Raw genomic sequence first — 24,023 nt, forward strand, 5'->3', positions numbered from 1 at the left:
GGGTTTGAGTGGGGAGATTGGAGCGCAGCGAAGTTCTTCTATATAGAGACGAATCGACCGCCTGTCTCAGATTTTAGCTGTACGCCTAGTCCTGCCTATGAAGGCGATGTCGTCAATTGCACGAATCAAAGTACAGATCCAGATGGCGACCTAATGACGTATCTCTGGACAGTTAGCGGGCCGGGTGGTTACAGCGCGACATTCACAACCACAAACATCAGCTTACCGCGTACTGTGACAGAAAATCGAGTGGGAACCTATAAAATTAAGCTTCGGGCAACCGATTCTAAGGGGATGGCAAATAATACGGACGCACAGAAAAGTGTTGTAGTCCAAGCCTTGTCAATTTCCGGACAGGTCAAGCACACAGCCCAGTGGGAACAAAATCGCTTGAAATGGAACACCGGCAACCCGACGTTAACGCGAGCGGCAAATACTTTCTGGGCAGGAGAAGGTTTTGATCTGGTCGGTACGCCAACTGCAACTTCGAGCGCAGGTGGCAGCACAACGACGGCTTCGAGTATTGCGGTGGCAGCAGCTGGAATCGGGAATGCGGCACTTGCAAAACAAAACGCTACGACTTGGACCGGTTATATCGGACAAGACACAACGGTAGTAGAATTGGAGAAGCTCGCGGATGGCGCATACGACTTTACGTTCACGGTCACTTACTCCAACGGGGTACAAAAAACAACGACTGTCACCATTTACATCGCCGGCAACTGGAACGAATTCTTCAGGTTCCACCGGGCCTATTAAACGAAAAAGGGAGGAGCTGCATTTAGCTCCTTCCTTTTTCATTGAGCAGGGCTTCCGTGCTTTGCCGAAAGCAGATAGTCAATCGGGATCACCACGAGTACCTGGAAGAAACTCATATTCAACAAGGACGTCCATCCATTGAGTGTCGGATGAGTGCAGGTTATAATTGGTTGAGATAAATAATTGATGTGCAGCTAATCGGAAGCACCGAAAAGCATGGGGAAACCCTGACTTTCGGTGCTTTCTCATTAAGGAGGATCATAATGAAAAACTATTATTCTAATCCGCAGATCGACCGAGAAATGAAGATGGGTCACGTTATTGATTCGCCAGATACGGCGATACGATGGGATTGGATGAACCCGAGCTACGCTACTTTAGCTGTGGTTGGCGATAGTGTGCGATCGTCCAGGAAGGCGATGGTATCCAAGATTGCGCATAATATTCATCAGCATGACAACCAAGCCGTGTTTTGGATTACTGCAGACCAAACAGAGCATAGCAGCTCCGTGGAAATCGACGATTCGATTGCGTGGCTTGAAGATCGGCCGGATATTTCAAAAGACTATGACCCAAACCAGTATTTCAGGGATCGGCGCAGTATTTTTCCTGCGGTTTACTTTGATCTGATGGCTCAGGGTAAAGGCCAATTTAGGCTTCGTGACTATGTGCCCTCCATTACATACCGTTCTCACATGGAAGGCCCGACTCACGGGTACCAACGGCTGTTTGAAGGCATACAGGATCCGCAAATTCGGGAGACGCTGCTTGGCGCCCATAAGAAGGTCCAGAACGGCGTGGAGTGGCATATTACGGATACCGGCAGAAAATTTATTATCCCGTCAGGTGTATCGAAGGAAGAGAAGGCTGCGGCGATGGTGCTTTCGATGTGGAGCTTCTGGTCTTACATTTGCCGCATTGAACGGCCGCAGCAGTTTCTTCTTATTATCGAACCGGATAAGGATGTTATGCTTGGTGAACATGGAACAGAACTCAAAAACTATATCATCCGTACAATGGACGTTATTCAAAAGCTGACGGAAGAGCTGACCTTGGCCGTATTGTTGTCTTCCGATACGATGTTCCCGGTCTCTGAGATGGCGATCCGCACGCGCGTATTTTTGGAAACGCATGAATCAGATATGGACATGTTTACTCCCGAGCATAAGGAGTTTTTTGGGGAACGGTTGTATCGGGAGTGGGAGAAGGGAAATAGTCACGTCGCATATATTCAGGATTTTTATTCCGGGAAAAGCTGTGTTGGAGATCTGAATCCGGCCGCTATTGCATTTACCGAGGCAAATGAAGCCGTGGGAACCGGTGAATGATGCCCAGCGTGTAGTAATGCCGAAGGGAGGACGCGATAACTTAAATGGACAAGAAAAAATCGAAAAAAGACTTTTTTATAGCTTTACTCATTGGCATCATCTTGGGAGCACTGGCGACGTCATTAAATGTACTCAAGTGATGAACTTGTTTATTTAAACAGCCGTAGTTGCTTTACACCTCCATGAATTCCCAATAGAATATAAGTATCTTATTACTTCACCATACAGCGCGATCGTAGCCAAGCGGCATGGGTCGTTTCGTAGGTTCCTTTACTTGGAACAGAAAGTTCAGGCAAAGAATTTGTCTGTTCATTGACTATGAAACGAAACCAACAACGCTTGGCTTTGTTGCGTTTTCGCTGTGTAACAAGAAAATTCCGCATTCCCATGACGGAAGGAAACGTTCTGCTTTAGGACGGATCCCCGTCTTTTTTGTGTTCAAAATTCGATTATGAAAGGTGAGTGATAAACGATGTTAAGCATTTTTGTAGCATCTATCTTAGCAGGTGCGTTTGGAGGAATTCTGAATGCTCTCCATAAAAAATCAGCCATCGAGCTGCCAAGATTTGTAACCTCTAAAGTAGCTGGGAAGGTTTTAAAACCTGGGATTGTCAGAAACATTCTGATTGGAATGGGAGCGGGTATTGTTGCGGTGCAGCTCTTACGCTTCCTGCCAATTGAATTGGACATCTTTCAATTCACGGCTATAGCCGTTCTGGGTGGTTTTAGTGGAACGAAACTTCTTGCTCGAAACGCTGAAAGACTGTCTGAGCAGACGGAGAAGATTGTCGAAGAAATCATTTCTAAGATGAAATAAATACGCTATCTGAAAGCGAGGAGAAGGTCATGAATCACGGTATTGATCCGGAAGAGATGATGGAGGCTCTCCGGGAATGTATTATTGCTTTGCAAGTAGCAGAGACGAATGAGGAGCGGGGTATAATTCGCTCCCAAATACATAGGCTCAAACAGCATATTACGAGCCGTGGTATGACTGTCCCTTTTGGCGAACTGGCATAAGTGAACAGGTCACGAAACAAATTAGCGCTGAGCAAATTGCTCGGCGCTTTTTTGCATTTATACAAAAGGGACGTTTAGTTTTTGCGTAATTAACTGTTATAGGAGTAAACTGGAGGTAAATAGCGTGAGTTCAATTAAATTCGAAATGAGGGATTCTAATGGAAAAAGAAGTCAAAGAATCTGCTCTTGAAACTCTGTTGGAATTACATACAGCGATCCTAGTGACGGAGAACAAAGAAGACCGGCAGAGGATAATGGACCAAGCGGGGCGTTTGCTCGAGGTCCTTGCCGCAGATGAACTGCTGCCCAAAGACGTGCTCCAGCTGTGGAATGACATTAAAGTCTAACTTGAGGAGAGATAAACCATGTTAAAGGATATGGACCAGATGGAAGCGGGTATTATGGTGACGAAAATGAGTGTCGTTTTAACGATGCTTAATCATGGGAACGATGAGCAGAAACGTTTTGCGCGGGCGGAGGTTAAGCAGCTGGCAGCGATCTTGGAAAGGAGCATGGAACCCACGGCATATAAACTGGCAGCATTGAATCTCGGCTTCACCGCGGAGGAGATGGAGATTCTTGAACAAGTCGCTGTTTAATCCTCCTTCGCCTAAATGGAGATGGTTCATTTATCCGCTCATCGGTGTATTTCTGTACCTGAACTTGCGGATGATCCTCAGGATAGGTTCGGGATCCGAGATAACGCTCGGAGATAAACTCGTCTACTCCGTCCAATTTTCCTTTATGCTTGCGTCCTGGTATTTGCTCTTCGGATATCGATATCTACGCTGGGCGGCAAACACAAAGACCGAGTTGTTTTGGACGGCAAAGCAGAACCGGCTCATTTTTATAAAGAAATACGGTAGGCTGTTCATCAATGAAGAGGCGTGTAAAAAGCTTGGGATTGACCCACTGCCCTATAAGCGGTTAAGGCAATCCGATTTACGCGAAGTCGCCGAACGAATTGAGAATCAACGTGTGATCTAAGCAAATAACGTCTATGTGTTACGTGCAAATAAAGTCTTAGACAGTAATTCTTGATTTTACGAGGCTTTTATATTGAATAAATCGTTAGCTTTTGAGCAATATGTTCTTGACTACAATTGAACCAAGAGTCTGAGGGAAACTGAATCGGGAAAATAAAGTGTTAGACTTTTGGACGTTTCTAATCATAGGGAGGCTGCTTATATGTTTGAAGCGATCAGTTCATTAATTTATCAAGAGGATTGGAAAATGCAATGTTGGAGAGAGAGGTACGGGAGTAGGAGGTTTTGGATTGTTCTAGGTCCCCAAGAAGGTGTTGTTGATCAAATTAGAGATATTAGCACTGGACCGGATATTCCTAGCATTGAATTAGCTTCATTCTTTTATGTAGTAGGATCATGGTTGCCAGTAATTAATAAGGACTCATTCGAAGAAGCATTAACAGCACTTAATGAAAAACTGCTTCCGATCTATAAAAATGGTGTTTGGCAAAGTGCAGTACATGATGCTCTCGCCCGCATTATTGAAGTCAGCGATAATTCATACGGTTTAGCACGAGCAGTCCGCGAAAATGACGATGCATTGCTGGCCCCGAATCTCTAGCAACACATGCCGCCGTTCGGAATTACCGAAGCTGCCGTTAATTCTAGTCTACAACTTTTTTTTGAGTCTAATACTTAATTGAGTCTAACACTTTATTTTCTTTGAGCACTATGATAGCACCGACCTTAACTAAAGGCGGTGTTTTGCTTTATTCGAGGGTTGGTAAAGTCGCCGAAAGTCGAAGCATAACTTATTCTTAAAGAAATACGTAACGTTGTGCCGCGTTAACGTCGCGTTACGCAACGTAGAGTGGAAAGGCGGCTTTACATGGCTCGACATCTTCAGTATTATCCCAACCCGGTAGGTGCGAAGCGCAAATGGGCCCCCGCCACAGCACCGCTGCAACCGCAAACGAGTGTTGATTACGTTAAGGAGAACGAAGAAGATACTTACTTCTTCCGGGCACTCGAAATCGAGAAGACGATAATGAATGCTCAACAGGTCGATGCTGTACGTCATGGTAAGGGGCCGGCAAGGGTGACAGCGGGAGCGGGAGCGGGAAAAACGAGAGTTCTCATTGAGCGAGTAGCATACCTTATCAGCCAGCGGGATATCGATCCCTCGCGCATCATGATGCTGACCTTTGCGAATAAGACGGCCGCGGAAATGAAAGAACGGCTTGCATCGGAACCGAGCATTGGAGAGAAAGCAGAGCAAATACTTTGCGGTACATTTCACTCCATCTTCCTCCGCCTTATTCGGGGGAGAGGATTTAACCAGAAGGTGCTCAGCGAACAGGATGCTCATGAAATGATCGCACAAGCCATTCGCAGCTGCAGGAGTTCGCTTAAATTAGAGCCAGCCGAGATAAAGGAACATATAGACGCATGGAAACGTGAAGGGCGAAACCCGGAGGACATGGCTGAAAACAATAAGCAGGAGAAAGAGATCAAAAGGGTAGCGTTAAGTTATGAGAAAGAGAAGCGGGATATCGGCTCGATCGATTTCAACGATATTATGCTGATTTCCCTAAATGAGATTGAAGCCGATGATGCATTATTAGCCACACTTCAAGCTCGCATTGAGTTCGTGTTGGTCGATGAGTTCCAGGACACCAGTACAATTCAGTTTCGGATCCTGCAGCTGATCGTGCAAGGCCAAGAGAATATTTTCGTAGTTGGAGATGAAGACCAATCGATTTATCGGTACGCCGGAGCGGGTCGCTTCATGCAGGACTTTCTAAAGTATTATCCTGGTGCGTCTGAATACAGGCTGACAGCTAACTACAGATCAAGCCCATGGATCGTGGAACTTGGCAATGAAATTATTGCTCAGAACAAAAACCGAACGCCCAAACGAATGATGGCGACTAGGGCGGGTATTCAGAGCCCCATGTTCCTGCGTCCCCTCCATCCGGCTGCCGAAGCCCAGATTATAAGCGATCATATCATGAAGCGGTTAGATCGCGGGGAGGCGCCTGAAACGATCGCTATCTTGTACCGCGCTCAGCCGGCCGCCAACATGCTGCTGGAAAGTCTTATCGCAAAAAACATACCGATCCAGGGCGATTACCTGGAGCCGACACTGTATGACCGGCAGAGCGTAGAGCCAATCATGGCCAATATTGATTTCGCCGTTTGTCCTTCGTGGGAGCGCATAGAGAGCGTTCTGAGCAGCCTATGGGTACCGAAAGCACGCGCGGTGGAATGGCTTCGCACACAACATTCTGGAGCTCCAGTGTTGAAGGAGCTTGTGAATTGTCCATTTCTAACGATCGAGGAGAAACAGCGAATCCTTGAGAGAGACTATCTGCTAAAAGGAGCGTCACCGGGCATACTCGTAGCAAACGTCATACAGGCGATGACACATCCTTGGATGGGACGTCCGCTCCACCGGCTCGCGGAGGACTTCGCCGCTCTGCAGGCCGCGGCTGACAAGCATGAGACGATTGAAGCCTTTGATCATTATGTCCGGGGAATAAACGATAAACGCTATCGAATGTTAAAAGAGGGCGCCGGCGGTGTCTATTTAATGTCCATCCATCGTTCAAAGGGGCTGGAGTTTCCGGTGGTCTATATTGTAGGGGCATCCGAACGAATCATTCCTTATTACCTGGCCAAGTCGGAGGAAGAGATTGCGGAGGAATGCAGACTGCTCCATGTTGCCGTAACCAGAGCGCAGGATGAATTACTCATCAGCTCCCCCTCATCGTTTTGGGGGCAAAATACGGCGATTTCCCGCTTCATACAAGCAGTCTATCAGTAGCATGCAACAATCATGACCAAATAACTTTTCGACATTGACATATTGTGTTGTGAAAAATGCTAGTATGAAATTAGGCTTATTAATCGGATTTGGAGGTTGATCATGTGTCAGATAGACAGGCGATCATTATTATTATTCGAACATGGATTCAGGTTTTTACTGCGTTGGTTCTGATAATTTCGGGCGTACAAGGGAACTGGAACGTCTTTGTTCCTTCTATTGTCTTGCTAGTGATTACAATAGCATGGATAATTTCAGGAAATAAATCTACTATGAAAAATGTGCGACAATAGATGTATGCACATTATTTTGAGGTTTGACATTTGGCGTTCCGTAGACTGGATGATGCTGGGTATATCCAGTAAAATGTAGATAGGAGCTTTACCAAAGGGGCGCGAATCATGGACATGTCACTATTAACGGCTGCCGGCCGGCTGTTTGCTATATTTTTGTTGGTTAAGTTCATCATCTTCTTCCTGGAGATCTCGTTCAACCGGAAACCACGCCAAATGAACAACGAATTACCGAAAACAAGACAAGAGGGTGCTGCAAACTTCAAAGCAAACACGCCTCTTTACGATGTGATGGCCAATTACCTCGAGACAGGTTACTCGCTTGCACTGGATGCTCAATTCTTGTTGAAACATAACGATGCTTTCTTCCGGTACTTGGATCTCATCTTTGAGCACGCTGGCGGGAATGTGTTGATCAGCGACGGTGTACTGAAGGAGATCGAGGAGCTCCGTAAAAGGCCGGAGACAGGGATCTTAGCCAACAACCTTCTGGATAATATATCCGAAGCAATATCCCGTTACCCGAAGCGCTTGGAGGTCATTAGCGTTGATGACGGTCAATCCTCGACTTTTGGAATGAATGATAAGGATAAATTGGATCGTCTGTTGGCGCCTTATGTTCTGGCAGATAAGTACCGGCTTACCAAAGTTCTCTTGATGTCGGGGGAAGTCGATAAACAAAACCGGGCCGTAAAACACGGACTAGCGGTACATTCCGTATAGAAGACGTTCGGTTCTTTTGGTATAATGGATTAAACGAATAGCCGATAAAATTATCGTGACGAAGCACGTACACGTTCCCCAGGGGACAGGTACGTGCTTTCTTGCGCTTTAAGGAGGTCCACAATGAAACGATTGATCGTATTAGGAGCCGCAGCCGCAATTATAGTAACCAGCTTCACCATACGAATGCCATCCCACAAAGACGAAGTAAGCCCCGCATTGTCAATAAAAGCGGCGCCAGTGAATGCCGAGACGAACCACTACCAGCTGGCCTCAGCTAAGGTAAATGGATCAACTGAGGCTGGAGCTGCAATTACAGCTGAGAAGCCGCCTTCTGCTTCAATACAAACGGTCGATATACCAATTTACTTGAACGGCACCCTGGTCGAGATGCAGGAAAAGCCGATGATCAGCGCTGGCTCCACTTTGGTCCCGCTCCGATCGGTATTTACGGCAATGGGGATCGAAGTCACATGGGAAAATTCCACTCGCACGGTTATCGTCCGCAAAGATGGCAGCGAGTTGGAGCTGAAGCCTGGCGAGAAGACCGCCATCCTGCAGGGGAAGCGAATTGAGCTCGCAACCCCCGGTCAAATCATGAATGGCAGTACATATGTCCCGCTTCGTTTTATTGGTGAGAGCTTTGGTTCGCTGGTTGGTTACGACGCGAACAGCCGAACCATCTCGATTAGCACGCTCCCGTATAAGAAAGGAAAAGTGGTTTACATCGTTGATGGAGATACGCTGGACGTTAAGCTCAATTCGGGAGAAACGATAAGAGTGCGCTTGATTGGCGTCAATACGCCAGAGTCCACGAAGAAAGTTGAGGTTGGCGGAAAAGAGGCGGCTGCGTACACGAAGAAACGACTGAGTGGTAAAACGGTCTTTATTACCCAAGACAAGACAAATGATCCCTACGGCCGCACGCTGGCCTATGTTCACCTGGCTAATGGCGAATTCTTTAACGCCACGCTCGTTTCAGAGGGATACGCCCGCGTGATGACAATCGAGCCAAATACTACTTGGGCTGCTTATTACGAAGACCTGCAGGTAAACGCACAGAAGGGACAAAGACAAATATGGAACCCCGCCACATATAAAGGCGTGGATCCGGTAATCGCGAATGATATGATCGCGGAATTAGCTGAAGCGGGAATTACGAAATCGGCTAATCATTTAGGAACTTCGACAACCGAATCTGAATTTGCAAACCTGTTGCTGTTTACGCTGTTCCCGGAAGCCCGGATCCTGATGACCGGCTATAAAGTGTATCAGATCGGTACGGATGAAGCCACGCAGAAGATCATTCAGACTCTCTTTAACAAAGGATCGGCCAACGATGATCAGCTGTTGGACAATCAGCAAATGCGAAAGCTCACCCTGATGGCTTTAGGGGTAGAGGAAGGTTCGTTTGTCACAAACACCCTCGACAACCTTGGGCTAATCCCGCAGCTGGAACGCCCTGTTACGGTCGGTGAAGCTACTGAGATGGTCAGCAAGCTAAAGTCATTCATGCCCGCCATCGATGGCCTTAAAGGGAAGGTCGAAGCCCTCCAACCGGACATTGAGAAATTACACGGTTTGAAAGGATACGTAAGTGATTCGGGACTGCAGGAGAGTATAAAAGGAACATTGGGCGGGCTGGAAAAACTGAACCTCACCGATAAAGCCAAATCTGCCGGCGAATGGTTGAAGGATTCGATTGGCGAATTATTCGGCAAAAAGCCAACGAACGAAGACGCGAAGACAGTCATTGAGAGCACGAAAGAAAAGGTTGAGGACATAAAGGGCCAAATCTCGGATGATGCCTTCCGGATCATCGATCAAGAGTAATCGCAAGGAGTGAAATGATGCAATGAGCTTACCGGTTGGAGTGTACAAGGGATGGTTATGGATTATGTTATTCTTTGGGGTATTCGCGGTGTTTGTTGTTCCGGGAACCGAGGTTTATATGCTGCTGCTGATTGTGGCAAGCGGGGCGGCGCTTGCGCGGCTAAGAGGCACGAAGAGGCTCTCAGAAGCGCAAGACATTCAGGTGTCGGTAGTATGCCTTGTGTTGATGTCGTCTGCGTCATACCTTTACCTGGCGCCCCCAATGTAACAATACGATGGACAAGAGGGGCTGTCCGGAAAGGAAGAGATATGTGGGCAATCATTTTTAACATCATACTGTGGTATCTTGTCATTGGCCATATCCAGTCATGGCGGTGGCTGATCGAAGCCCGCATTAAATGCGTCGACTTACGCGATCCTATGTGGTCGGAATTCTTGAATTCGTTGAAGGGCATTGCGAGCTTCACCTTTTTAGGAACATTGTTTTGGTTGCCGGCTATCCTGCTCAACATGTCGCGGCGGCTGCGTCGAAAAACTAAAGTGCGCCACAAAACGGCAATGACCTGGCTGCAGGCATTCCAAAAGACGGTTCTGTTATATAAAGAGCTACAGGCGTGGAGAAGAAACGATATCCAATGAAGGGATGGGGTAGTGGTGGATAAGAGGGATGACGAGAAGAAGCACGTTGAGGGGCCTTTAAGCAAGGAGGAAGTCGAGGAGATTTTGAACTGGCTGGAACTCGAAATAGGAAAAACCGAGACCAAAGAATCGCCAGGGAATCGGCAACCGCTCAACCAGCCTGAGGCTGAGAATATGTTTGAGATCAGCGAGGAGGAAATGTTTTCTCCACTTCAAAAGGCTTGCGAAAGCCTCAAGTTTGAGGAGCGGGAAACGGTCATGAGTAATTATATGTACATGGGCCTTTCTACGAAGGCTGGAAAGGACAGCGCCCATCACTTCGCGTACAAACATTACTGGACACGGCTTTACGTCCATATCGAATGCCAATCGGGAAAAATCATATCGGGGGATCTGGATGCCGGGTGCTATGAACCGGACGGGATAATTGATCATAACCCGGCGATAAAATAAATGCTCGAGCTGAAAAGCTTAGGAGAAACAAATGAACTTTATTTCGGATGTTGGGCCAATCGGCATTTCGTGGCTAACGTGTTGCAGAAGAATAAGCATAAGAAGAAATGACAAAGAGCAAAAAAGACCCGCGGCTTCCGTTGCCGCGGGTTATCTGTTTTTCTATTCAAAAGGCGGGGCAGAAGGAGCTGGCTCCTGCCATTTTTCGATTAATATATGAAATCGACGAATGCCGGTGTACGTAACATCCGGTTTTTAGTCCAATTCCGGAATTTAACCTTCGCACGAATTAAAGGCTGCAGGTAAACGGCATTCTCGTCTTCGCCGGTGACAAGCTGCTGTGCAATTTTATAGAATGCCTTGCGGTGACCCGGCGGTACCGCCAGCTCGATAATGCCCGCCGGCCGCAGCCGATTGTCTTCTTCGATCTGAGCGAACCAACCAAATTCATTGCGTCTATACCCGGAGATAACGACCTCCGCGGTCTCGTATCGGACGTGTTTTCTCCAGGCTGGAGAGCGGCGGCCTTCGTAACGGCTGTCTGCATCCTTGTATGTGGCACCTTCCATGTTCCGCGCGCACATCTCCTCGTACATCTGAGCGCCACGGCCTTCAGCAAAAGAGATCAAGGAGAAATGCTCATTAGGCTTCACGGTTTGGTGAAGAATCTCTTTCCGTTTCAGCAGCGGCAGCGCACGCAGATCTCGCCCATCTTTATATAAGATGTCCCATATCACGTACACAGCGGGGAAGCGGGTAGCCGTGGCCTTAATTTTATCAGAATTCGAGAGCAGTATTCTGCTCGAGATGGATTCAAAGCAGAAATTGTCAATGGCAGGGTCGTAATAGGCGACCTCTCCATCTAAGACGACATCATGTTCAACCGGTACGTTCATCAGCTCCGGAAATTGTTTCGATACGAGGTTCCGATGCCGTGTCCAAAGGTCTGTCTTACCCGCTTTTACCGAAAGGATTACACGGAACCCGTCGATCTTCGGTTCGGCGATAACGGTGGAGCGTGTATCTGGCTCGTTACATGCGGTCAAAAGCATTGGTTCGATAAAAGTCATAATCATCACCTGAGATTAATGATACATCGTAAGAGTGGGATTGTTGACTGGTGCTTTATGGCTTTCGGCAATGTTAAAGGATAAGAAAGAGATGCATTTGGATGTCAGAATAAACTCGGTGGGGGATGGGACCCTGCGGAAGCTGGTATTGTTGAGGTGTGTTGCACACTAACCCGTCATTTTATAAGTAAGGCAGCTAAACCTTTTCCCCCAGTATCTTAAGACAAGCATCGAGCAAAGGCACATTTTTGTAAATTATGATCGTGATCTCCTGCCGAGCTCTGGTAAGCTTCTGGTAAAGCATTTTATCCAAGCGATAGTCAGGAGCCCCTGACTCCCTTTTTGATACGAGTTTTCCGTCTTGGTCGTAATGAAAATTCTGGTTTATGACAACAGCGACTTTATCAAACTCTTGCCCAATAACCGCATGTGCGTTTTTATCTCCTACCTGATATTTATCATAAGATAACAGATTGTAACTTGACGTAGTATAGTCAATTACTTCGTAATCATTCTTTTTCAACTTCTCTAAGAAGAATCTCAAGGAATCAGGATTATTAAAGTATTGCAGATGAATGTTTTTATATTTCATCGTGGGATGTATTTTATTTCGATCAAACAAATTAATAATAAAGGCTGCAATTTCCTTGTTCGTACGAATTCTCTCAGTGAGTAGATATTTTTTATGATTCAATTTCTCAATTCTCCCTGCAGAATTCCGCCTCGCCTCTTTAGATGTAAACACCTGATCCGGATCATATGAAAAAATACACTTCACATTATTTTCGCTAACGTATTGGATGATTCTTTCTAATTGTTCACTATAAATCCGTTGTGTCTCGTCAATAATGATTAAATCGTATTTGGGGGTACGTGATAAGGCAAACTCAATGTTCTTGATTGAATGTACGTTCCAAGAATAAGATTTAATCAATTCATGGTGTCCTTGTCCGAGATTACCACAATGGAATAAACAGACATTCCAGTTTAGAGAAATTAAATCCTTTGCAATATCATAGGTCAACAGCGTTTTTCCGGTTCCTGGTCTCCCTTCAATTGCCACATAAGGAATAGAGTTTGAAGAAACTATTTTAAGGATATCTCTTTTCGTTGCCAACTGGTTATCATTTAGGAAGTAGCTCCCGGTCATAAACTTCTCCGTGGAGTTTAATGGCGAAACCAGATATACGCTTGGCTTAAATAGTGCGTCAATATCCTGAACGAAAAGATGATCTTGAATCTCAATGTCAGTCTTTAATGCTGAAAGGTTGCTCAATAATAAATTGTCGTCCTCGTCCAATTCAAATACTTCTTCAGTCTGAACAATGTAAGCATAAATTTTAACTGGTTTGCCTAGCGCTCTTAGGTAGTATTTGTTTTGGATTAACTGCTTGGTTATTTTTTCAGGCGTACTGGTGTGTTTTATTTCTATATCTAAAGTAAAATTGTTTCCAAACCGTAATAGATCAAACTCTTTCGATATTTGCGGAATTTCATAGCCAATAAAAAATTCATCTAACTGATCGGAACGCAGTCCATTATTAGCGACAATTTTTTTAACAAACTCAAAAATATCCTGCCCCTCCTGAGGTTTAACCTTAACACCAAAATACTCCAGGTATTTATTGAATCGGGCTTGATCAAGATTATGTAATACATCACCATAAGATTTTAAGTTCATCGAGCGCATCTCGTTTGATCCCCTTTGTTATATATATCTAACTTCCATATTCTACAGCACAATCCAAATACCTTCGAACAAATCATTAAACAATATCCCGTAGGGATTAAAAAAATCATCGAATTTATCCAGTGCTGGTCGGAAACGCCGGTTTGGCGGGCGGTTACAGCAGCTCGTACAGTGCGAGTCGATGCCTGCATCGAGCTCGTGTAACTGCAATTCTGCTCCAGTCTAATACTTTATTTTCTTTTGACAACTGGCACGTCGTTTTATTGCCTGGTGCCGGCTTTTGCTTGCCAGTACATATAAAAGGAAATGTATTAGGATGACGAAACAGAATGTGGAACAAGAAAGCGCTGGAGCGGGCGGCAAGCCGTCAGAAAATTCCATTGTATAAATAAGGTGAGGTGGATATAATATTAAAACGAACATATGTTCTAAAGGGGTGGTGGGATGGCTCTTGACGTAAGTAAGTTTCCGACCTGGACGTGTTTCACTGTCGATATGAAATCCTTTTACAGCAGCGTCGAATGCGTTCTTCGCGGAATAGATCCCTTGGAAGCATATCTTGCAGTAGTAGGCGATTTGAGTAGACCCGGCTCGGTGGTGCTCGCCGCAAGTCCAAAAATGAAGAAAATTCACGGAATCAGAACAGGATCCCGGCATTATGAAATCCCACGGGCCCCGCACATCCACATCGTAGAAGCCCGCATGGGCACATATCTCGAATACTCCATGCATGTACCGCGGATACTTAACCGTTTCGTGCCGCTGGAGAATATCTTCGTTTACAGTGTAGACGAGGCCATATGTGTTTTGGACCACAGTTTGTTTGGAGACAAATGGGCGACAGTTCGTGCGATTCAAACGGCTATAAAAATGGAACTGGGCTTACCAAGTGCGATAGGGCTGGGCGATAATTATCTCCAGTCAAAGCTCGCATTGGACCTGTTAAGCAAGAAAGATGAGGCAGCCGGTTACATCGCAGGTGTGAGTTACGCTGATTTCGGTGAGAAATTGTGGGGCTTTCCGGTAAAGGAAATTTGGGGCATTGGAAGGCGAATTGAAAAAAGGCTGAACCGTATGGGAATTTACACGTTAGGTGATTTGGCCAATACTTCGATTGAACGTCTAAAACGACAATTCGGAAATGCGATCGGTTCCCAGCTGTATTATCATGCCTGGGGCGTGGATCTTACGAACCCGTATCACAAACCTGAATTGAACCGCGAAGCGCTCGCGCAGAAAGGTTATTCCAGTGGAATAACGCTCTACTCCAATTATGAGACCGAGGATGTCTTCACTGTCATGCTCGAGCAGGCGGAAGAGGCGGCACGAAGGATGCGTGCGGTGAAGATGGCCGCATCGACTATTTCGCTTTCAATCGGCTATTCGGATGATGATGGAGGCGGCGGATTCAGCCGGTCCCGCACGATCGCCACGCCAACCAATATCACGCTCAAGATTTATGAGGTGCTCAAGCAGCTCTTCAAGGAAAATCACACAGGACGTTTGGTAAGACACGTCCATGTAGGGCTAACAAAACTGTCTGATGATGAAACCTATCAACTTGATCTGTTCGAGGATAATACGAAGGAGCGGGAGCTTGGGTATGTGATGGATAAAATTCGAAATAAATATGGGACAACCGCCGTCGTTCGCGCAAGAAGTCTGACAGCAGGCGGGACAGTATTACCACGACGCGGGTTCATCGGAGGCCACAAGGCATGATCCAAGATCGAGGCAGACTGAAATGGAGCAGCTTCACATTACCTGAACATAAAAAGATGATCGCAAAAATGTACGAAGCGGAACACGATGTAAAGCAACCGGTTATCGACGAACAGCGGTTAGAGGAGCTGCAGGCAGCGACGGTACACGCAATGAGTAAAAACCGGACGGTCCGAATAACATATCACGAAAACAAGCGATTCAAAGAAGCGGTAGGAACGATCGCAAAGGTCGATCAACTCACCGGCATGATTCATCTGGACGCCGCTGGCCGCCCGCTCCGGATCCCGCTTTTGGCAATAACCGATTTGCAGACGATCGAGGACTCAATGCTTTTTATAATCGATTAACATACCCGAAAATACCCGCCGTCCCGTTCTCGGGTGCCGGGTATTTTTATATGGAAAAGGGCGCAGCCCTCTTAGTCATTGTATTCCCACTACCATCCTTCGTCCTTCGTTATGCTGGCCTACGGACGGTCAACCCTATCATCCGGTCCTCGTACCAGAGAGGCGGCGAGAGAGCCTCCAGGTGTCCCGTGAAAATAAAGTGTTAGACTCAGAGGCGCGATTTAACGTGGTTTATGAGATTAAAAATCGCCAGACTTCCAAAAATAAGTATTAGACAGACTGACAATAAAAATGAAACAGCGGCGGACCAAGACTTAAAAAATAAAGTCTTAGACTGCCACTGTCTTTATTCAACTAACGTTTCCCGTTTAACTTAAATGAGCTGCATGTTGCGTTCTCCGAAAGTCATGGATTTTGTTGTTTAGAGTTCTTTTTAATACTCAGAAGGAGAATTCCTCTACACCCCGAATATATTTAGAAAATAGATATTTTATGATCCTCATCGATACAGCAAAGTTATGTCTCGTTTTGCAGGAAATTTCAGGTGTTTGTTCGGAAGATGATGCAACCTTACACCGTCTGAGGGTATACTAGAGAGAGAAAGCCCCTGCCGACTGCGAATCGGCGGGAGCTCGGAATTAAGTCAGCCGCTGCGAAAGGCTGACGGGAGCCGTGCGTTACGCGCTTTTCGGCTCGTCATCGTGATTTTTTCCCTCGGGAGAAACTACCTGCTCAGTGGCGGTGGTTTCTTCTTTTTCGTCTTTCCTCGGCGCTGTGGCGATGGCTATGACAATCATAACCCACCAGTATACGCCTTCCCCGTTGGCAAGACACCATTGAATTGCTTGAATAATAAATAAAATAAACTCTATCATTTTAGTTTAACCCCTTTATCATAGTTTAGTTTGACTTGTCCGACATCGAGCCCGTGCTTTAAACTTTCAACTTGCATCACCCCTTTCGTAGTGTAGACCATCGGCTCGGAACGCTCACATTTAAGCAATTCCGATCTTGCGTCTTAGGTATAAGCTTTAGGCAGCGCCGCGTCAATAGAATTGTGTATGGACTTCGGAAGTTCTGCCTGCCCCAGCACGATCACCGCCGCGCATACCATCTAAATAGATCGGGCAGGCTGATTTATAACCCTCCATAAGGTGCTTCCCAATGATGCGCTGCTATATAAATAAAGCAGGCAAGGTTGAATTTCACTCCCGTATGTTCTATTAAGCTTCGGCAATACTGCCGAATAATGCGCTCGCCTCCTTGTGGCACAAAGACAGCAAAGAGCCCGAACTATAACGTTCAGGCTTTGACTTCCAGCTGGTTTCCCCCATAATATAAAGTCACAACCGCTACAAATTTTTCAGCAATTCTACTGAGCTAAGTACCCAAGCATTTCCCCTAGTTCCTCCGAATGTCCCATTAACTCATACAGGATATTTCCATAGCCATGCCGAATTGCGAGAAACCTCCTAATCTATATTTGTGATAAGGAAAAAAATGGTATAATGTTCAAAGCACCTACTACATACGAGGGAGTTGTATCATGAAAAAGAAAATATTGATATCGATTTTAGCGACTGCCGTGATCCTGGCTTCGATGGCGGTGGGGGCCCTGGCCGCACCGGCCATACGGATCTTGGTTGATGGACAGAACAGCAATGTAAAGTTCAAAATCATTAACGGATCCACCTATTTATCACTGGTCGACGTCGCAAAAATATTCGATGCCAAAGTCGGATATTCCGCAAAGGAACGGATCGTTTGGATAAACACTAACCGACCAGAGCAGACGAGCAATGCGAAAGCTGATCAAAGCGGTGACGCCGAATGGATGCTCTCGCCAAGAGATGTCGATGCGATCAATAAGGTATATGCTTACGCGATGGGACTGGAAGATCAAATGAACCTGTACTACAGAAGCAAGATCAATGCTTACGAGCTGGAAGAAGTAAGAGACAACGCGAAAATCGAAATTCGAAAGTCGCTTGCTGGCATCAAGGATTCGCCGATCCCGCTTGTCCAGGAGTTCGTAGGATACGCAAACGATGTGCTCGAAACAATGGATGCCGCGCTGCCGCGTGGCTCATTGACAGAAGTAAGCCTGCTAAAATCAGCACTGCAAGATCTCTCGCGGACATATCGCAAACTAGGGAATATGGCCGGTTAACTACCACCGTTAGAAGCTCCTTCGTGGGAAAATCTATTTTTAGAATTCGGAAATTTGATTTCAGAAGATTATCGCGGCTCTTACGAGGCTATGATAAAGACAGGAAATTATTTTAGTGGAATCCGTTTTAACGCTATCGCCAGTCTAGCACTTTATTTTCCCAGTCCACATATTTCCTTGTCTAATACTTTTTTTTCAGTCTAGTACTTTATTTTCTTTGGACACCAGGAGGGGCAGATTGGCCGAGCGAAGCCAGTTTTCCTTAGCTCAAACCCATAGCAAACCATGACGGACCGACACGATCGGGACCGTCTTTTTTTCTCTACAAAAAAAGTTATGGCGGCAAAAGAGGACTTTTTGATTTCCCTGTAAATCTAGTGATGCAACAAAATTAACCTACGGGGGTCATTTACATGAAAAAATTAAAAATCCTGTTTTACCGCATCAACCAATTTCTATCCGAGAATCCATCGGTCATCGACATCATCGCTTTCATCCTTTCCCGGCTCTTTTGAGCCGGTTTTTTTACACATTTACCCGCTTCCGCATCGATAAGACGTAAGCCCTTCGATGCTCCCGGCTGGTGCGGCAAAATAGGGACAGCGACGAGGCTATTATTCTACACAACCAACAACGTGTTAAGTGGAATAAAGCAAAGGGCTTTAGGGTTTATCCTGCCCCTGACTACCTCTTTGCCACACTTTCGCCTGGACTTCTACTTATTGCCTGTGTGTTTGTTGGTTCTTCCCTTAATGCCGGGTTTAGATCAGTTGCAGGAACCTGTTACTTTTATTCCGAGCCTCACAGCCCCGCCTCGCGCCCCGCGTGCCCACCCCCACCAACCAAGACCGGAACTAGACACGTATCTAGCTGCAGATCAGCAGAGAAGTAACTAGATCCGAATCTAGCGCAACCGGGACCAAAACCGGGTAAAAAGGGGAAGGAAAAGGCGGCCGGCCGGAGAGTGACAGAGGAGCGGCTACGCTATTCCACTTAACACGTTGTCTGTTAGGTGGATTTAAGTAAAGGGGCGGATTACTTCGTCCGTTAGCCAATCCGGATTGGCGCAGCTCCTCTCCCCTGCCGGCGCTGGAATGGCGCTGACGATTGAGGCTGTGTTATGATCGAATCGTACCAATTGAATACGATAAAAGGCGGAAGCACCCCTTACACGATCCCATCCGGGACTGTTTGTGGTGCTTCCTTATTTTGTTCCAGGAGGTGTCTACTCGAAAGACCGGTTCCCCTATTTAGAGTTTGAAGAAGTGCCACAATGACACAAGGAGAGATCATCATGCCGACATTTACCGTAATGCTGTTTTTCGCATTCTTTATCCTGACTTGCCTCACCGCCGCTTGCTGGAAGAAGGAGCGGGTGTATTGTGTGCCGCTCGGGATCGGCAGTTTGTCAACCGGCGCCCTGGCGATCGCGCTGTTTTTGGTACCGCTGTATTGATCGGCGGCGGCCGCTGGCTAGAAGCAATTTATGTATGAGGGATCGCCCCCCGCGTCACCGGAGGGCGTCCTTCAATTAAGCGGATTTACTGCTGCCTGTGGCGGGCGGCGGTAGCGGGGGAGCCTCCTTGAGCGGGGCTTCCCTTTCCTCGTTTTCAGGCTTGTCCTTCCGTAAGGCAGCCCTGATCCGCAAACCGGCCTCGATCATACGGAGCAGCTCGTTGATACTTGGGCCATAGTCGGATAGAAACTGTGTAACGATACCAATCCAGTCCATAGTGAAATTCCTCCTTTTCATCTCTTTTGTAGGGTAGAACGATCGCCTCATTCGCTAACGCCTTCATACAAGAAGTTGCATCGAGCCTTCCGATCACCCGTGGTTTGTGTACGGTACAGCCTTCTTTCAATATCGAGAATGACACTGGTTTGTGGCGCCGTATGGCTGATGATCTTCTTTTATATGGGACTAGCATTCCGTTCACGCCGTCGAAGGCGCCTGATGCGGTCTGAGGTCGTTCAAAGCACAAAGAGATGAAGCGGGATTTCTGCAACCAGAGGCAGAATTAACCCGCCCTGCAGGTGGGCTGCCGGACGAACAGACTTCGGGTTCTAAAATTAGGGGGTTCTAAATTTGCCGTGCCTTGGCTGCTCATGGAGAATGGAATCATCCATTGGCCCATATAGGGTGGTGGCGATTGATGAAAGGTGTGATTCGACTGAGAGTACAAAAGACACGGAAACCTGTCGTGAATTACGGCGGCCGGGGTATGGCATTTGAGGAACTCCTGGAATGGGTTAACCAAGCATACGAGGGAAAGCAGATCGCAACGATCGAGAAAATACCAACACCAATCAGTATCATTCGGTCTGAGGGATCGCGCATAAAGGACGCCGTATTCTCCAAGAAGAGCTCGGTGGATTATACGGGGACATATAGAAGTCGGCCGATCTGGTATGATGCCAAAAGCACTCAGATCGATACCTCATTCCCGCTCGACTTCGTGGAGGAACATCAGGTCGATCGGCTGATCCGACATCAAAGCAACGGGGCCATTTGTTTTTTCTTGTTCTGGTTTACCAAGCTCGATCGATACTATTTAATGCTTCTTCCAATCTTTCTCACGTATTGGCAGCGCCGCAATGACGGTGTTAGGGGCTGCAAAAGCATTCCAGTGGCAGAGTTTGAAAAGAACGCATTCTTGATCGGTAAAACGAGCAGAGGCTTGCTCGATTACCTGGCTGCCGTCGACCATATTATCGATGCGGGGGCGGATAATAAACACTAGGTTAACTATGTTTACGAGTTTACTTAGTTAACCAAATAACAAATGTGTACAATTTAAAGTCTCCACTGGTACAATAAGAGGAGAGAATTATGCCCGTTTTAGAGCATTTTTGTCGTTTATAACGCTGTGATTGGCGTGTGAGTATAAAGCATAGGGGAGGGCGCGGGAGTGAACGTTGAGCATACTGCAATCCCGTATTTCAAAGCCTGGGATGATGTGCCAAGTGGATTATTCAGCAAGAGCGCCCTTCGTGAAAAAGGCTTAAATCCCGGACCGCTTCGAGCTACGGTTTATCAGCGGGCAAACAATCGCCGCATTGAGCTCTATAGCATAGAAGAGGCTACGGCTCGCAAACCGGCAACCGAAAAACAGAAGCAAGCAATCGAGCGGGCAAGAGCGGCGAAAGCCGCGGCAAGAACATGTAGCCGTTGCCAATGTGTTTGGAACAAGCCTAAGGATCTCATCAATGGGCTATGCTCCGGCTGCAGGCATGATGTTTGGCTTGAAAATGCGCGAATAATCGCGATCGAAGATTTCAGAGGTTGGGCTGAAGCGAAAGATTCGTATGTTGTGGTCGACGTCGAGACGAATCAGCTGGGTGATGGGGCAGAGATCATCGAACTTTCCATCGTGGATCTGGATGAGAACGTCCTTTTCGAATCCCTCATTAAACCGAATGCACCTGTAACGGAAGAGGCCACCGCTATCCACGGCATAACAAATGAAATGCTGCTGAACGCTCCAGGCTGGGTGGAAGTTTGGGATAATGCTCATAAAGCTCTGGAGGGAAGAACGCTCCTTATTTATAACGCCGCATTTGATATCGGACAAATTGATTCCAGCTGCCGTCGGCATCAAGTGCCGTTTCCTCACTTACAATACCGGTGTGTTATGGAAACATTCTCGCGTGTGATGATGAGTTATAGTGCTTATCATAATAATTTTACCTGGATCAGTTTGGCTGATGCGATGCAGACATACTGCATAATAGGTGACAGGAGCCATCGGTCAACCAATGACTGCAGAAATCTGGTGAAGCTCATTCGGGAGATTGCCCGAAACCCGGCTGGAAAATAGCTGTTTAATAGAATACAAGAACCAATTTGAGCAAAAGAATCAAACTATTCATCTTAAACCTTGGAGGTCAGTATTATGAGAACTTTTGATCATGAAGACAAAATACAATTAATCGGTCAAGTTATCTGCTCGGCGCTCGCCTTAATTCTCTTTACTGCTTTCTACCCATTTATAAAAGAACATCTTCCGGCATCAATGTTAAAAGTGTTGCTGCCAGTAGGGATCTTCATTTTTATTTTCAATATCCTGATAATGGGGCTGCAAGTTTATCGTTACAGAACAAGCGCGCTTTTCCGCTTGGAGCGTACTATCCGGCATTGTAAAAGGAACAACATTTTGTTCGATGAGTTTCAACAGGCCACAGATGGAACGATCACTATTCTTCATTCCGGCAAAAACATTACCGAGGTCAAATTCTAATCACCGATGCCATGTTGATCTCCAATAGTAAGAACCAATATGAATAGAGAGGAAGTGTGACAATGCCAATCAACAAAAACCCCGCTAACGCCCCAGAGAGGCTCGGAATCAGTAAAGTCGATCTGTTGTACATCATCGTCATTCACCAGCTCTCCGGACGCAATATGGGAAGTAAAGACCTGGTTGAAGCGATGAAAGCAGAGCTCGCTTCATTCGATCAGAAGCGGGCGTTGTCACACTTGTACGACGTGCTGCAGTCAATGGAATCCTTCGGCTGGATAACGAATATAGATGGCCGCGGCCGTAATAAAACGCTGGGATTAACGGCGTCCGGACGGAACAAACTCAAGTGGTTTGAAGATACATACCTGGAGACCGTGAGCAAGCTGCATGAGATGACGATTCATTTCAATCGTTATCTGCAGGGCGATCCGACGCACCCCGCTCCAGAATTAACAGATGATGAAATCAAACTGCTGAATCGCATGATTAGCGTCAAGCATACGGTACGGTACTTATTCATGCACATGCTGGACAAGCAAGGCGCTGCTACCGGAAAACAATTCCTTGAAACGATGGAGAAGGTGCATCGTTGGAAAGTTAATGATTCCTACCTGTATCAACTTATTCGAGCTATCGAGGGGCCGGAGGGGAGTTGGGTCGTCGGTCAATGGGACGATAACCGACGCAGGAATAAATTTGTTTACGAGCTCACACCTGAAGGGAAGCGGGTAATGCCAATCGAAGGCGAAAACACCGCAACCATCATGAAAGATGTTCTGCGTTACACCGGAAATATCCGCCGGCTGCTTGGCGAGAACGCGGTTTAGAAGGTGAACTATGATTGATATTGAAGGAATGTTAGCACAGAACGGATACACCATTGAGGATCTTTTAAAATACATCAACGAAAAGGGCGGCCGGCAGACGCATAAACCGATCATCGTGAAAGAAATCTGCCAAAAATGTACTACACTATTTTTCTCAAATGTTCAGGATCACCAGATGAGACTAAGAGGAGGATGGGCCACACGCTGTCCATCCTGCAGAGATGAGGAACGTAAGGAAATCAGAAGGCACAATAGTAGGGAATATCGGAAAGGACGGCGCTAATAATGACTCAGTTTATTATGTCGGTCACGCACCAGATGTATTACCGAGAACAAGACCGGTTGTACCGAATTTACGAGGGGGCTCATTGGGTCGAAATTACTCAGGAACAGCTTACTAAAGACCTCCTTATATGCAAAGAGACCGGCGAGAAGTATATGATCGTCTATGATTACGTCATTATGAACAAGCGGGATCATTGGGACGCAGCTCCGCAAAAAATTGATCGGAACGAACTCGATTTCTGGCATTTATATGGACTTCTCAACGAGTCTGATTACCTGCATTTCATAAACCTTATCGCCTCATAACAAACAAAGGACCGCTGCATTGCACAGCGGTCCTTTGCTTAGAACGCGATGGCCTGAAAACCGATGGCCATCATTTTTCGGGTAGAATCGGATGATGTTTTTTCGATCATATTGGAAATGTAATTCTTGACGGTTTTCTCACTGATTACAAGTGCATCGGCGATCTCACGATTTGATAATCCCCGCAGTATCAATAACTCGTATATTTGTGATTCCCGATTTGTAAAGACGAAACGCCTAGAGACGTACAGCGTTACCGATGACAGCTCGTGGTCCAGAGTATTACTCATCATTAACTCCTCCTTTAGATTAATGGCAATAAAAAAAGCCACAGGTATCCTGTGACTTCGGGTGCTTCCGCGAAGGATAAAGTGATCTTCAATTACTGAAAGTATAACAGATTTACTACGGAGCGTCCAACACGCATCGCCCAATACTAGGCTCTTGTGCTATAATATTGCCAGATGAATAATCCAGCAGGGATGAAGAAGCACTTCCTCCGTTTCCACGGGAGGAGTGTTT

At 46.5% G+C, this 24,023-nt stretch carries 28 protein-coding genes; 23 read left to right on the top strand and 5 right to left on the bottom strand.

Translation table 11 applies throughout. From position 1 onward, the window contains the following. From IEW11_RS19005 to IEW11_RS19070, 14 genes are all read left to right on the top strand, one after another. On the top strand, window positions 1-759 hold a 759-nt coding region (locus IEW11_RS19005; protein ID WP_229725467.1), incomplete at its 5' end, for a PKD domain-containing protein. Window positions 760-1,022: 263 nt separating this feature from the next. Further along, window positions 1,023-2,087 (top strand): hypothetical protein, encoded by a 1,065-nt coding sequence (locus tag IEW11_RS19010; RefSeq protein ID WP_188532651.1) that lies wholly within the window; start codon window positions 1,023-1,025, stop codon window positions 2,085-2,087. A gap of 472 nt (window positions 2,088-2,559) precedes the next feature. Then, window positions 2,560-2,904, top strand: a complete 345-nt coding sequence (locus IEW11_RS19015) for a DUF4257 domain-containing protein (protein ID WP_188532652.1) — start codon at window positions 2,560-2,562, stop codon at window positions 2,902-2,904. A gap of 29 nt (window positions 2,905-2,933) precedes the next feature. Beyond that, entirely contained in the window at window positions 2,934-3,107 is a 174-nt protein-coding gene (locus IEW11_RS19020) for a hypothetical protein (protein WP_188532653.1), read from the top strand. A 158-nt stretch (window positions 3,108-3,265) separates the two neighbouring features. Continuing rightward, window positions 3,266-3,454, top strand: a complete 189-nt coding sequence (locus tag IEW11_RS19025; RefSeq protein WP_188532654.1) for a hypothetical protein — start codon at window positions 3,266-3,268, stop codon at window positions 3,452-3,454. Between the two features lie 18 nt (window positions 3,455-3,472). Next, a complete protein-coding gene (locus IEW11_RS19030) occupies window positions 3,473-3,706 on the top strand; it encodes a hypothetical protein (RefSeq protein WP_188532655.1) in 234 nt (77 codons plus the stop codon). Beyond that, window positions 3,687-4,094, top strand: a complete 408-nt coding sequence (locus tag IEW11_RS19035; RefSeq protein WP_188532656.1) for a hypothetical protein — start codon at window positions 3,687-3,689, stop codon at window positions 4,092-4,094. Before IEW11_RS19030 ends, IEW11_RS19035 begins: the two co-directional genes overlap by 20 nt. Before the next feature lie 201 nt (window positions 4,095-4,295). Continuing rightward, window positions 4,296-4,694: a hypothetical protein gene (locus tag IEW11_RS19040; protein ID WP_188532657.1), complete on the top strand. Its 399-nt coding sequence runs from the start codon at window positions 4,296-4,298 to the stop codon at window positions 4,692-4,694. Between the two features lie 267 nt (window positions 4,695-4,961). Further along, a complete protein-coding gene (locus IEW11_RS19045; RefSeq protein WP_188532658.1) occupies window positions 4,962-6,899 on the top strand; it encodes an ATP-dependent helicase in 1,938 nt (645 codons plus the stop codon). Window positions 6,900-7,300: 401 nt separating this feature from the next. Next, window positions 7,301-7,915: a PIN domain-containing protein gene (locus tag IEW11_RS19050; RefSeq protein WP_188532659.1), complete on the top strand. Its 615-nt coding sequence runs from the start codon at window positions 7,301-7,303 to the stop codon at window positions 7,913-7,915. A 123-nt stretch (window positions 7,916-8,038) separates the two neighbouring features. Continuing rightward, window positions 8,039-9,748: a stalk domain-containing protein gene (locus tag IEW11_RS19055; protein ID WP_229725469.1), complete on the top strand. Its 1,710-nt coding sequence runs from the start codon at window positions 8,039-8,041 to the stop codon at window positions 9,746-9,748. 22 nt (window positions 9,749-9,770) lie between these two features. Next, on the top strand, window positions 9,771-10,016 hold the full coding sequence (locus tag IEW11_RS19060) for a hypothetical protein (RefSeq protein ID WP_188532660.1): 246 nt from the start codon (window positions 9,771-9,773) through the stop codon (window positions 10,014-10,016). A gap of 41 nt (window positions 10,017-10,057) precedes the next feature. Continuing rightward, window positions 10,058-10,387 (top strand): hypothetical protein, encoded by a 330-nt coding sequence (locus IEW11_RS19065; protein ID WP_188532661.1) that lies wholly within the window; start codon window positions 10,058-10,060, stop codon window positions 10,385-10,387. A gap of 15 nt (window positions 10,388-10,402) precedes the next feature. Further along, complete coding sequence (locus tag IEW11_RS19070; protein ID WP_188532662.1) at window positions 10,403-10,840, top strand: hypothetical protein; 438 nt, start codon at window positions 10,403-10,405, stop codon at window positions 10,838-10,840. Window positions 10,841-11,049: 209 nt separating this feature from the next. Here the strand turns inward: IEW11_RS19070 and IEW11_RS19075 are convergent, their stop codons facing one another. Together IEW11_RS19075 and IEW11_RS19080 are read right to left on the bottom strand one after the other, a co-directional pair. Next, entirely contained in the window at window positions 11,050-11,910 is an 861-nt protein-coding gene (locus tag IEW11_RS19075; protein WP_229725471.1) for an ATP-dependent DNA ligase, read from the bottom strand. 196 nt (window positions 11,911-12,106) lie between these two features. After that, the gene (locus tag IEW11_RS19080) at window positions 12,107-13,600 is read right to left on the bottom strand and encodes a DNA/RNA helicase domain-containing protein (protein ID WP_188532663.1); all 1,494 of its coding nucleotides are present in this window, start codon (window positions 13,598-13,600) and stop codon (window positions 12,107-12,109) included. A gap of 444 nt (window positions 13,601-14,044) precedes the next feature. On the opposite strand from IEW11_RS19080, the gene IEW11_RS19085 reads away from it, so the two are divergent. Then, window positions 14,045-15,322 carry a Y-family DNA polymerase gene (locus tag IEW11_RS19085; protein WP_188532664.1) on the top strand — a complete coding sequence of 426 codons (1,278 nt, stop codon included), beginning with the start codon at window positions 14,045-14,047 and terminating at the stop codon, window positions 15,320-15,322. Further along, a complete protein-coding gene (locus tag IEW11_RS19090) occupies window positions 15,319-15,672 on the top strand; it encodes a YolD-like family protein (RefSeq protein ID WP_188532665.1) in 354 nt (117 codons plus the stop codon). Before IEW11_RS19085 ends, IEW11_RS19090 begins: the two co-directional genes overlap by 4 nt. Before the next feature lie 677 nt (window positions 15,673-16,349). On the opposite strand, the gene IEW11_RS19095 is transcribed toward IEW11_RS19090, so the two are convergent. After that, window positions 16,350-16,547 (bottom strand): hypothetical protein, encoded by a 198-nt coding sequence (locus IEW11_RS19095; RefSeq protein ID WP_188532666.1) that lies wholly within the window; start codon window positions 16,545-16,547, stop codon window positions 16,350-16,352. 671 nt (window positions 16,548-17,218) lie between these two features. Here IEW11_RS19095 and IEW11_RS19100 point away from each other — a divergent pair. Beyond that, window positions 17,219-17,842 carry a stalk domain-containing protein gene (locus IEW11_RS19100; RefSeq protein WP_188532667.1) on the top strand — a complete coding sequence of 208 codons (624 nt, stop codon included), beginning with the start codon at window positions 17,219-17,221 and terminating at the stop codon, window positions 17,840-17,842. 1,294 nt (window positions 17,843-19,136) lie between these two features. After that, complete coding sequence (locus IEW11_RS19105) at window positions 19,137-19,298, top strand: hypothetical protein (protein WP_188532668.1); 162 nt, start codon at window positions 19,137-19,139, stop codon at window positions 19,296-19,298. Window positions 19,299-19,373: 75 nt separating this feature from the next. Here IEW11_RS19105 and IEW11_RS19110 read toward each other — a convergent pair whose 3' ends face one another. Beyond that, entirely contained in the window at window positions 19,374-19,574 is a 201-nt protein-coding gene (locus IEW11_RS19110; RefSeq protein ID WP_188532669.1) for a hypothetical protein, read from the bottom strand. 421 nt (window positions 19,575-19,995) lie between these two features. Here IEW11_RS19110 and IEW11_RS19115 point away from each other — a divergent pair, with 421 nt between their 5' ends. From IEW11_RS19115 to IEW11_RS19135, 5 genes are all read left to right on the top strand, one after another. Beyond that, complete coding sequence (locus IEW11_RS19115) at window positions 19,996-20,583, top strand: Holliday junction resolvase RecU (protein WP_188532670.1); 588 nt, start codon at window positions 19,996-19,998, stop codon at window positions 20,581-20,583. A gap of 168 nt (window positions 20,584-20,751) precedes the next feature. Then, entirely contained in the window at window positions 20,752-21,660 is a 909-nt protein-coding gene (locus IEW11_RS19120) for a 3'-5' exonuclease (protein ID WP_188532671.1), read from the top strand. Window positions 21,661-21,735: 75 nt separating this feature from the next. Further along, window positions 21,736-22,080, top strand: a complete 345-nt coding sequence (locus IEW11_RS19125) for a hypothetical protein (RefSeq protein ID WP_188532672.1) — start codon at window positions 21,736-21,738, stop codon at window positions 22,078-22,080. A 62-nt stretch (window positions 22,081-22,142) separates the two neighbouring features. Beyond that, the gene (locus IEW11_RS19130; RefSeq protein WP_188532673.1) at window positions 22,143-22,910 is read left to right on the top strand and encodes a helix-turn-helix transcriptional regulator; all 768 of its coding nucleotides are present in this window, start codon (window positions 22,143-22,145) and stop codon (window positions 22,908-22,910) included. A 285-nt stretch (window positions 22,911-23,195) separates the two neighbouring features. Beyond that, entirely contained in the window at window positions 23,196-23,501 is a 306-nt protein-coding gene (locus IEW11_RS19135) for a hypothetical protein (protein WP_229725473.1), read from the top strand. A 38-nt stretch (window positions 23,502-23,539) separates the two neighbouring features. Here the strand turns inward: IEW11_RS19135 and IEW11_RS19140 are convergent, their stop codons facing one another. Next, window positions 23,540-23,791, bottom strand: coding sequence for a LuxR C-terminal-related transcriptional regulator (locus IEW11_RS19140; protein ID WP_188532674.1), 252 nt, complete (start codon window positions 23,789-23,791; stop codon window positions 23,540-23,542). Window positions 23,792-24,023: the final 232 nt, after the last annotated feature.

The sequence above is a fragment of the Paenibacillus abyssi genome (genome assembly GCF_014640295.1).
GTDB lineage: Bacteria > Bacillota > Bacilli > Paenibacillales > Paenibacillaceae > Paenibacillus_D > Paenibacillus_D abyssi.

What these genes read in the sequence shown, in the direction of transcription:
- IEW11_RS19010 (WP_188532651.1), top strand. Translation starts at nt 1,023, where the DNA reads ATGAAAAACTATTATTCTAATCCGCAGATCGACCGAGAAATGAAGATG.
- IEW11_RS19015 (WP_188532652.1), top strand. Translation starts at nt 2,560, where the DNA reads ATGTTAAGCATTTTTGTAGCATCTATCTTAGCAGGTGCGTTTGGAGGA.
- IEW11_RS19020 (WP_188532653.1), top strand. Translation starts at nt 2,934, where the DNA reads ATGAATCACGGTATTGATCCGGAAGAGATGATGGAGGCTCTCCGGGAA.
- IEW11_RS19025 (WP_188532654.1), top strand. Translation starts at nt 3,266, where the DNA reads ATGGAAAAAGAAGTCAAAGAATCTGCTCTTGAAACTCTGTTGGAATTA.
- IEW11_RS19030 (WP_188532655.1), top strand. Translation starts at nt 3,473, where the DNA reads ATGTTAAAGGATATGGACCAGATGGAAGCGGGTATTATGGTGACGAAA.
- IEW11_RS19040 (WP_188532657.1), top strand. Translation starts at nt 4,296, where the DNA reads ATGTTTGAAGCGATCAGTTCATTAATTTATCAAGAGGATTGGAAAATG.
- IEW11_RS19045 (WP_188532658.1), top strand. Translation starts at nt 4,962, where the DNA reads ATGGCTCGACATCTTCAGTATTATCCCAACCCGGTAGGTGCGAAGCGC.
- IEW11_RS19050 (WP_188532659.1), top strand. Translation starts at nt 7,301, where the DNA reads ATGGACATGTCACTATTAACGGCTGCCGGCCGGCTGTTTGCTATATTT.
- IEW11_RS19055 (WP_229725469.1), top strand. Translation starts at nt 8,039, where the DNA reads ATGAAACGATTGATCGTATTAGGAGCCGCAGCCGCAATTATAGTAACC.
- IEW11_RS19060 (WP_188532660.1), top strand. Translation starts at nt 9,771, where the DNA reads ATGAGCTTACCGGTTGGAGTGTACAAGGGATGGTTATGGATTATGTTA.
- IEW11_RS19065 (WP_188532661.1), top strand. Translation starts at nt 10,058, where the DNA reads ATGTGGGCAATCATTTTTAACATCATACTGTGGTATCTTGTCATTGGC.
- IEW11_RS19075 (WP_229725471.1), bottom strand. Translation starts at nt 11,910, where the DNA reads ATGACTTTTATCGAACCAATGCTTTTGACCGCATGTAACGAGCCAGAT.
- IEW11_RS19080 (WP_188532663.1), bottom strand. Translation starts at nt 13,600, where the DNA reads ATGCGCTCGATGAACTTAAAATCTTATGGTGATGTATTACATAATCTT.
- IEW11_RS19085 (WP_188532664.1), top strand. Translation starts at nt 14,045, where the DNA reads ATGGCTCTTGACGTAAGTAAGTTTCCGACCTGGACGTGTTTCACTGTC.
- IEW11_RS19090 (WP_188532665.1), top strand. Translation starts at nt 15,319, where the DNA reads ATGATCCAAGATCGAGGCAGACTGAAATGGAGCAGCTTCACATTACCT.
- IEW11_RS19095 (WP_188532666.1), bottom strand. Translation starts at nt 16,547, where the DNA reads ATGATAGAGTTTATTTTATTTATTATTCAAGCAATTCAATGGTGTCTT.
- IEW11_RS19100 (WP_188532667.1), top strand. Translation starts at nt 17,219, where the DNA reads ATGAAAAAGAAAATATTGATATCGATTTTAGCGACTGCCGTGATCCTG.
- IEW11_RS19105 (WP_188532668.1), top strand. Translation starts at nt 19,137, where the DNA reads ATGCCGACATTTACCGTAATGCTGTTTTTCGCATTCTTTATCCTGACT.
- IEW11_RS19110 (WP_188532669.1), bottom strand. Translation starts at nt 19,574, where the DNA reads ATGGACTGGATTGGTATCGTTACACAGTTTCTATCCGACTATGGCCCA.
- IEW11_RS19115 (WP_188532670.1), top strand. Translation starts at nt 19,996, where the DNA reads ATGAAAGGTGTGATTCGACTGAGAGTACAAAAGACACGGAAACCTGTC.
- IEW11_RS19125 (WP_188532672.1), top strand. Translation starts at nt 21,736, where the DNA reads ATGAGAACTTTTGATCATGAAGACAAAATACAATTAATCGGTCAAGTT.
- IEW11_RS19130 (WP_188532673.1), top strand. Translation starts at nt 22,143, where the DNA reads ATGCCAATCAACAAAAACCCCGCTAACGCCCCAGAGAGGCTCGGAATC.
- IEW11_RS19135 (WP_229725473.1), top strand. Translation starts at nt 23,196, where the DNA reads ATGACTCAGTTTATTATGTCGGTCACGCACCAGATGTATTACCGAGAA.
- IEW11_RS19140 (WP_188532674.1), bottom strand. Translation starts at nt 23,791, where the DNA reads ATGAGTAATACTCTGGACCACGAGCTGTCATCGGTAACGCTGTACGTC.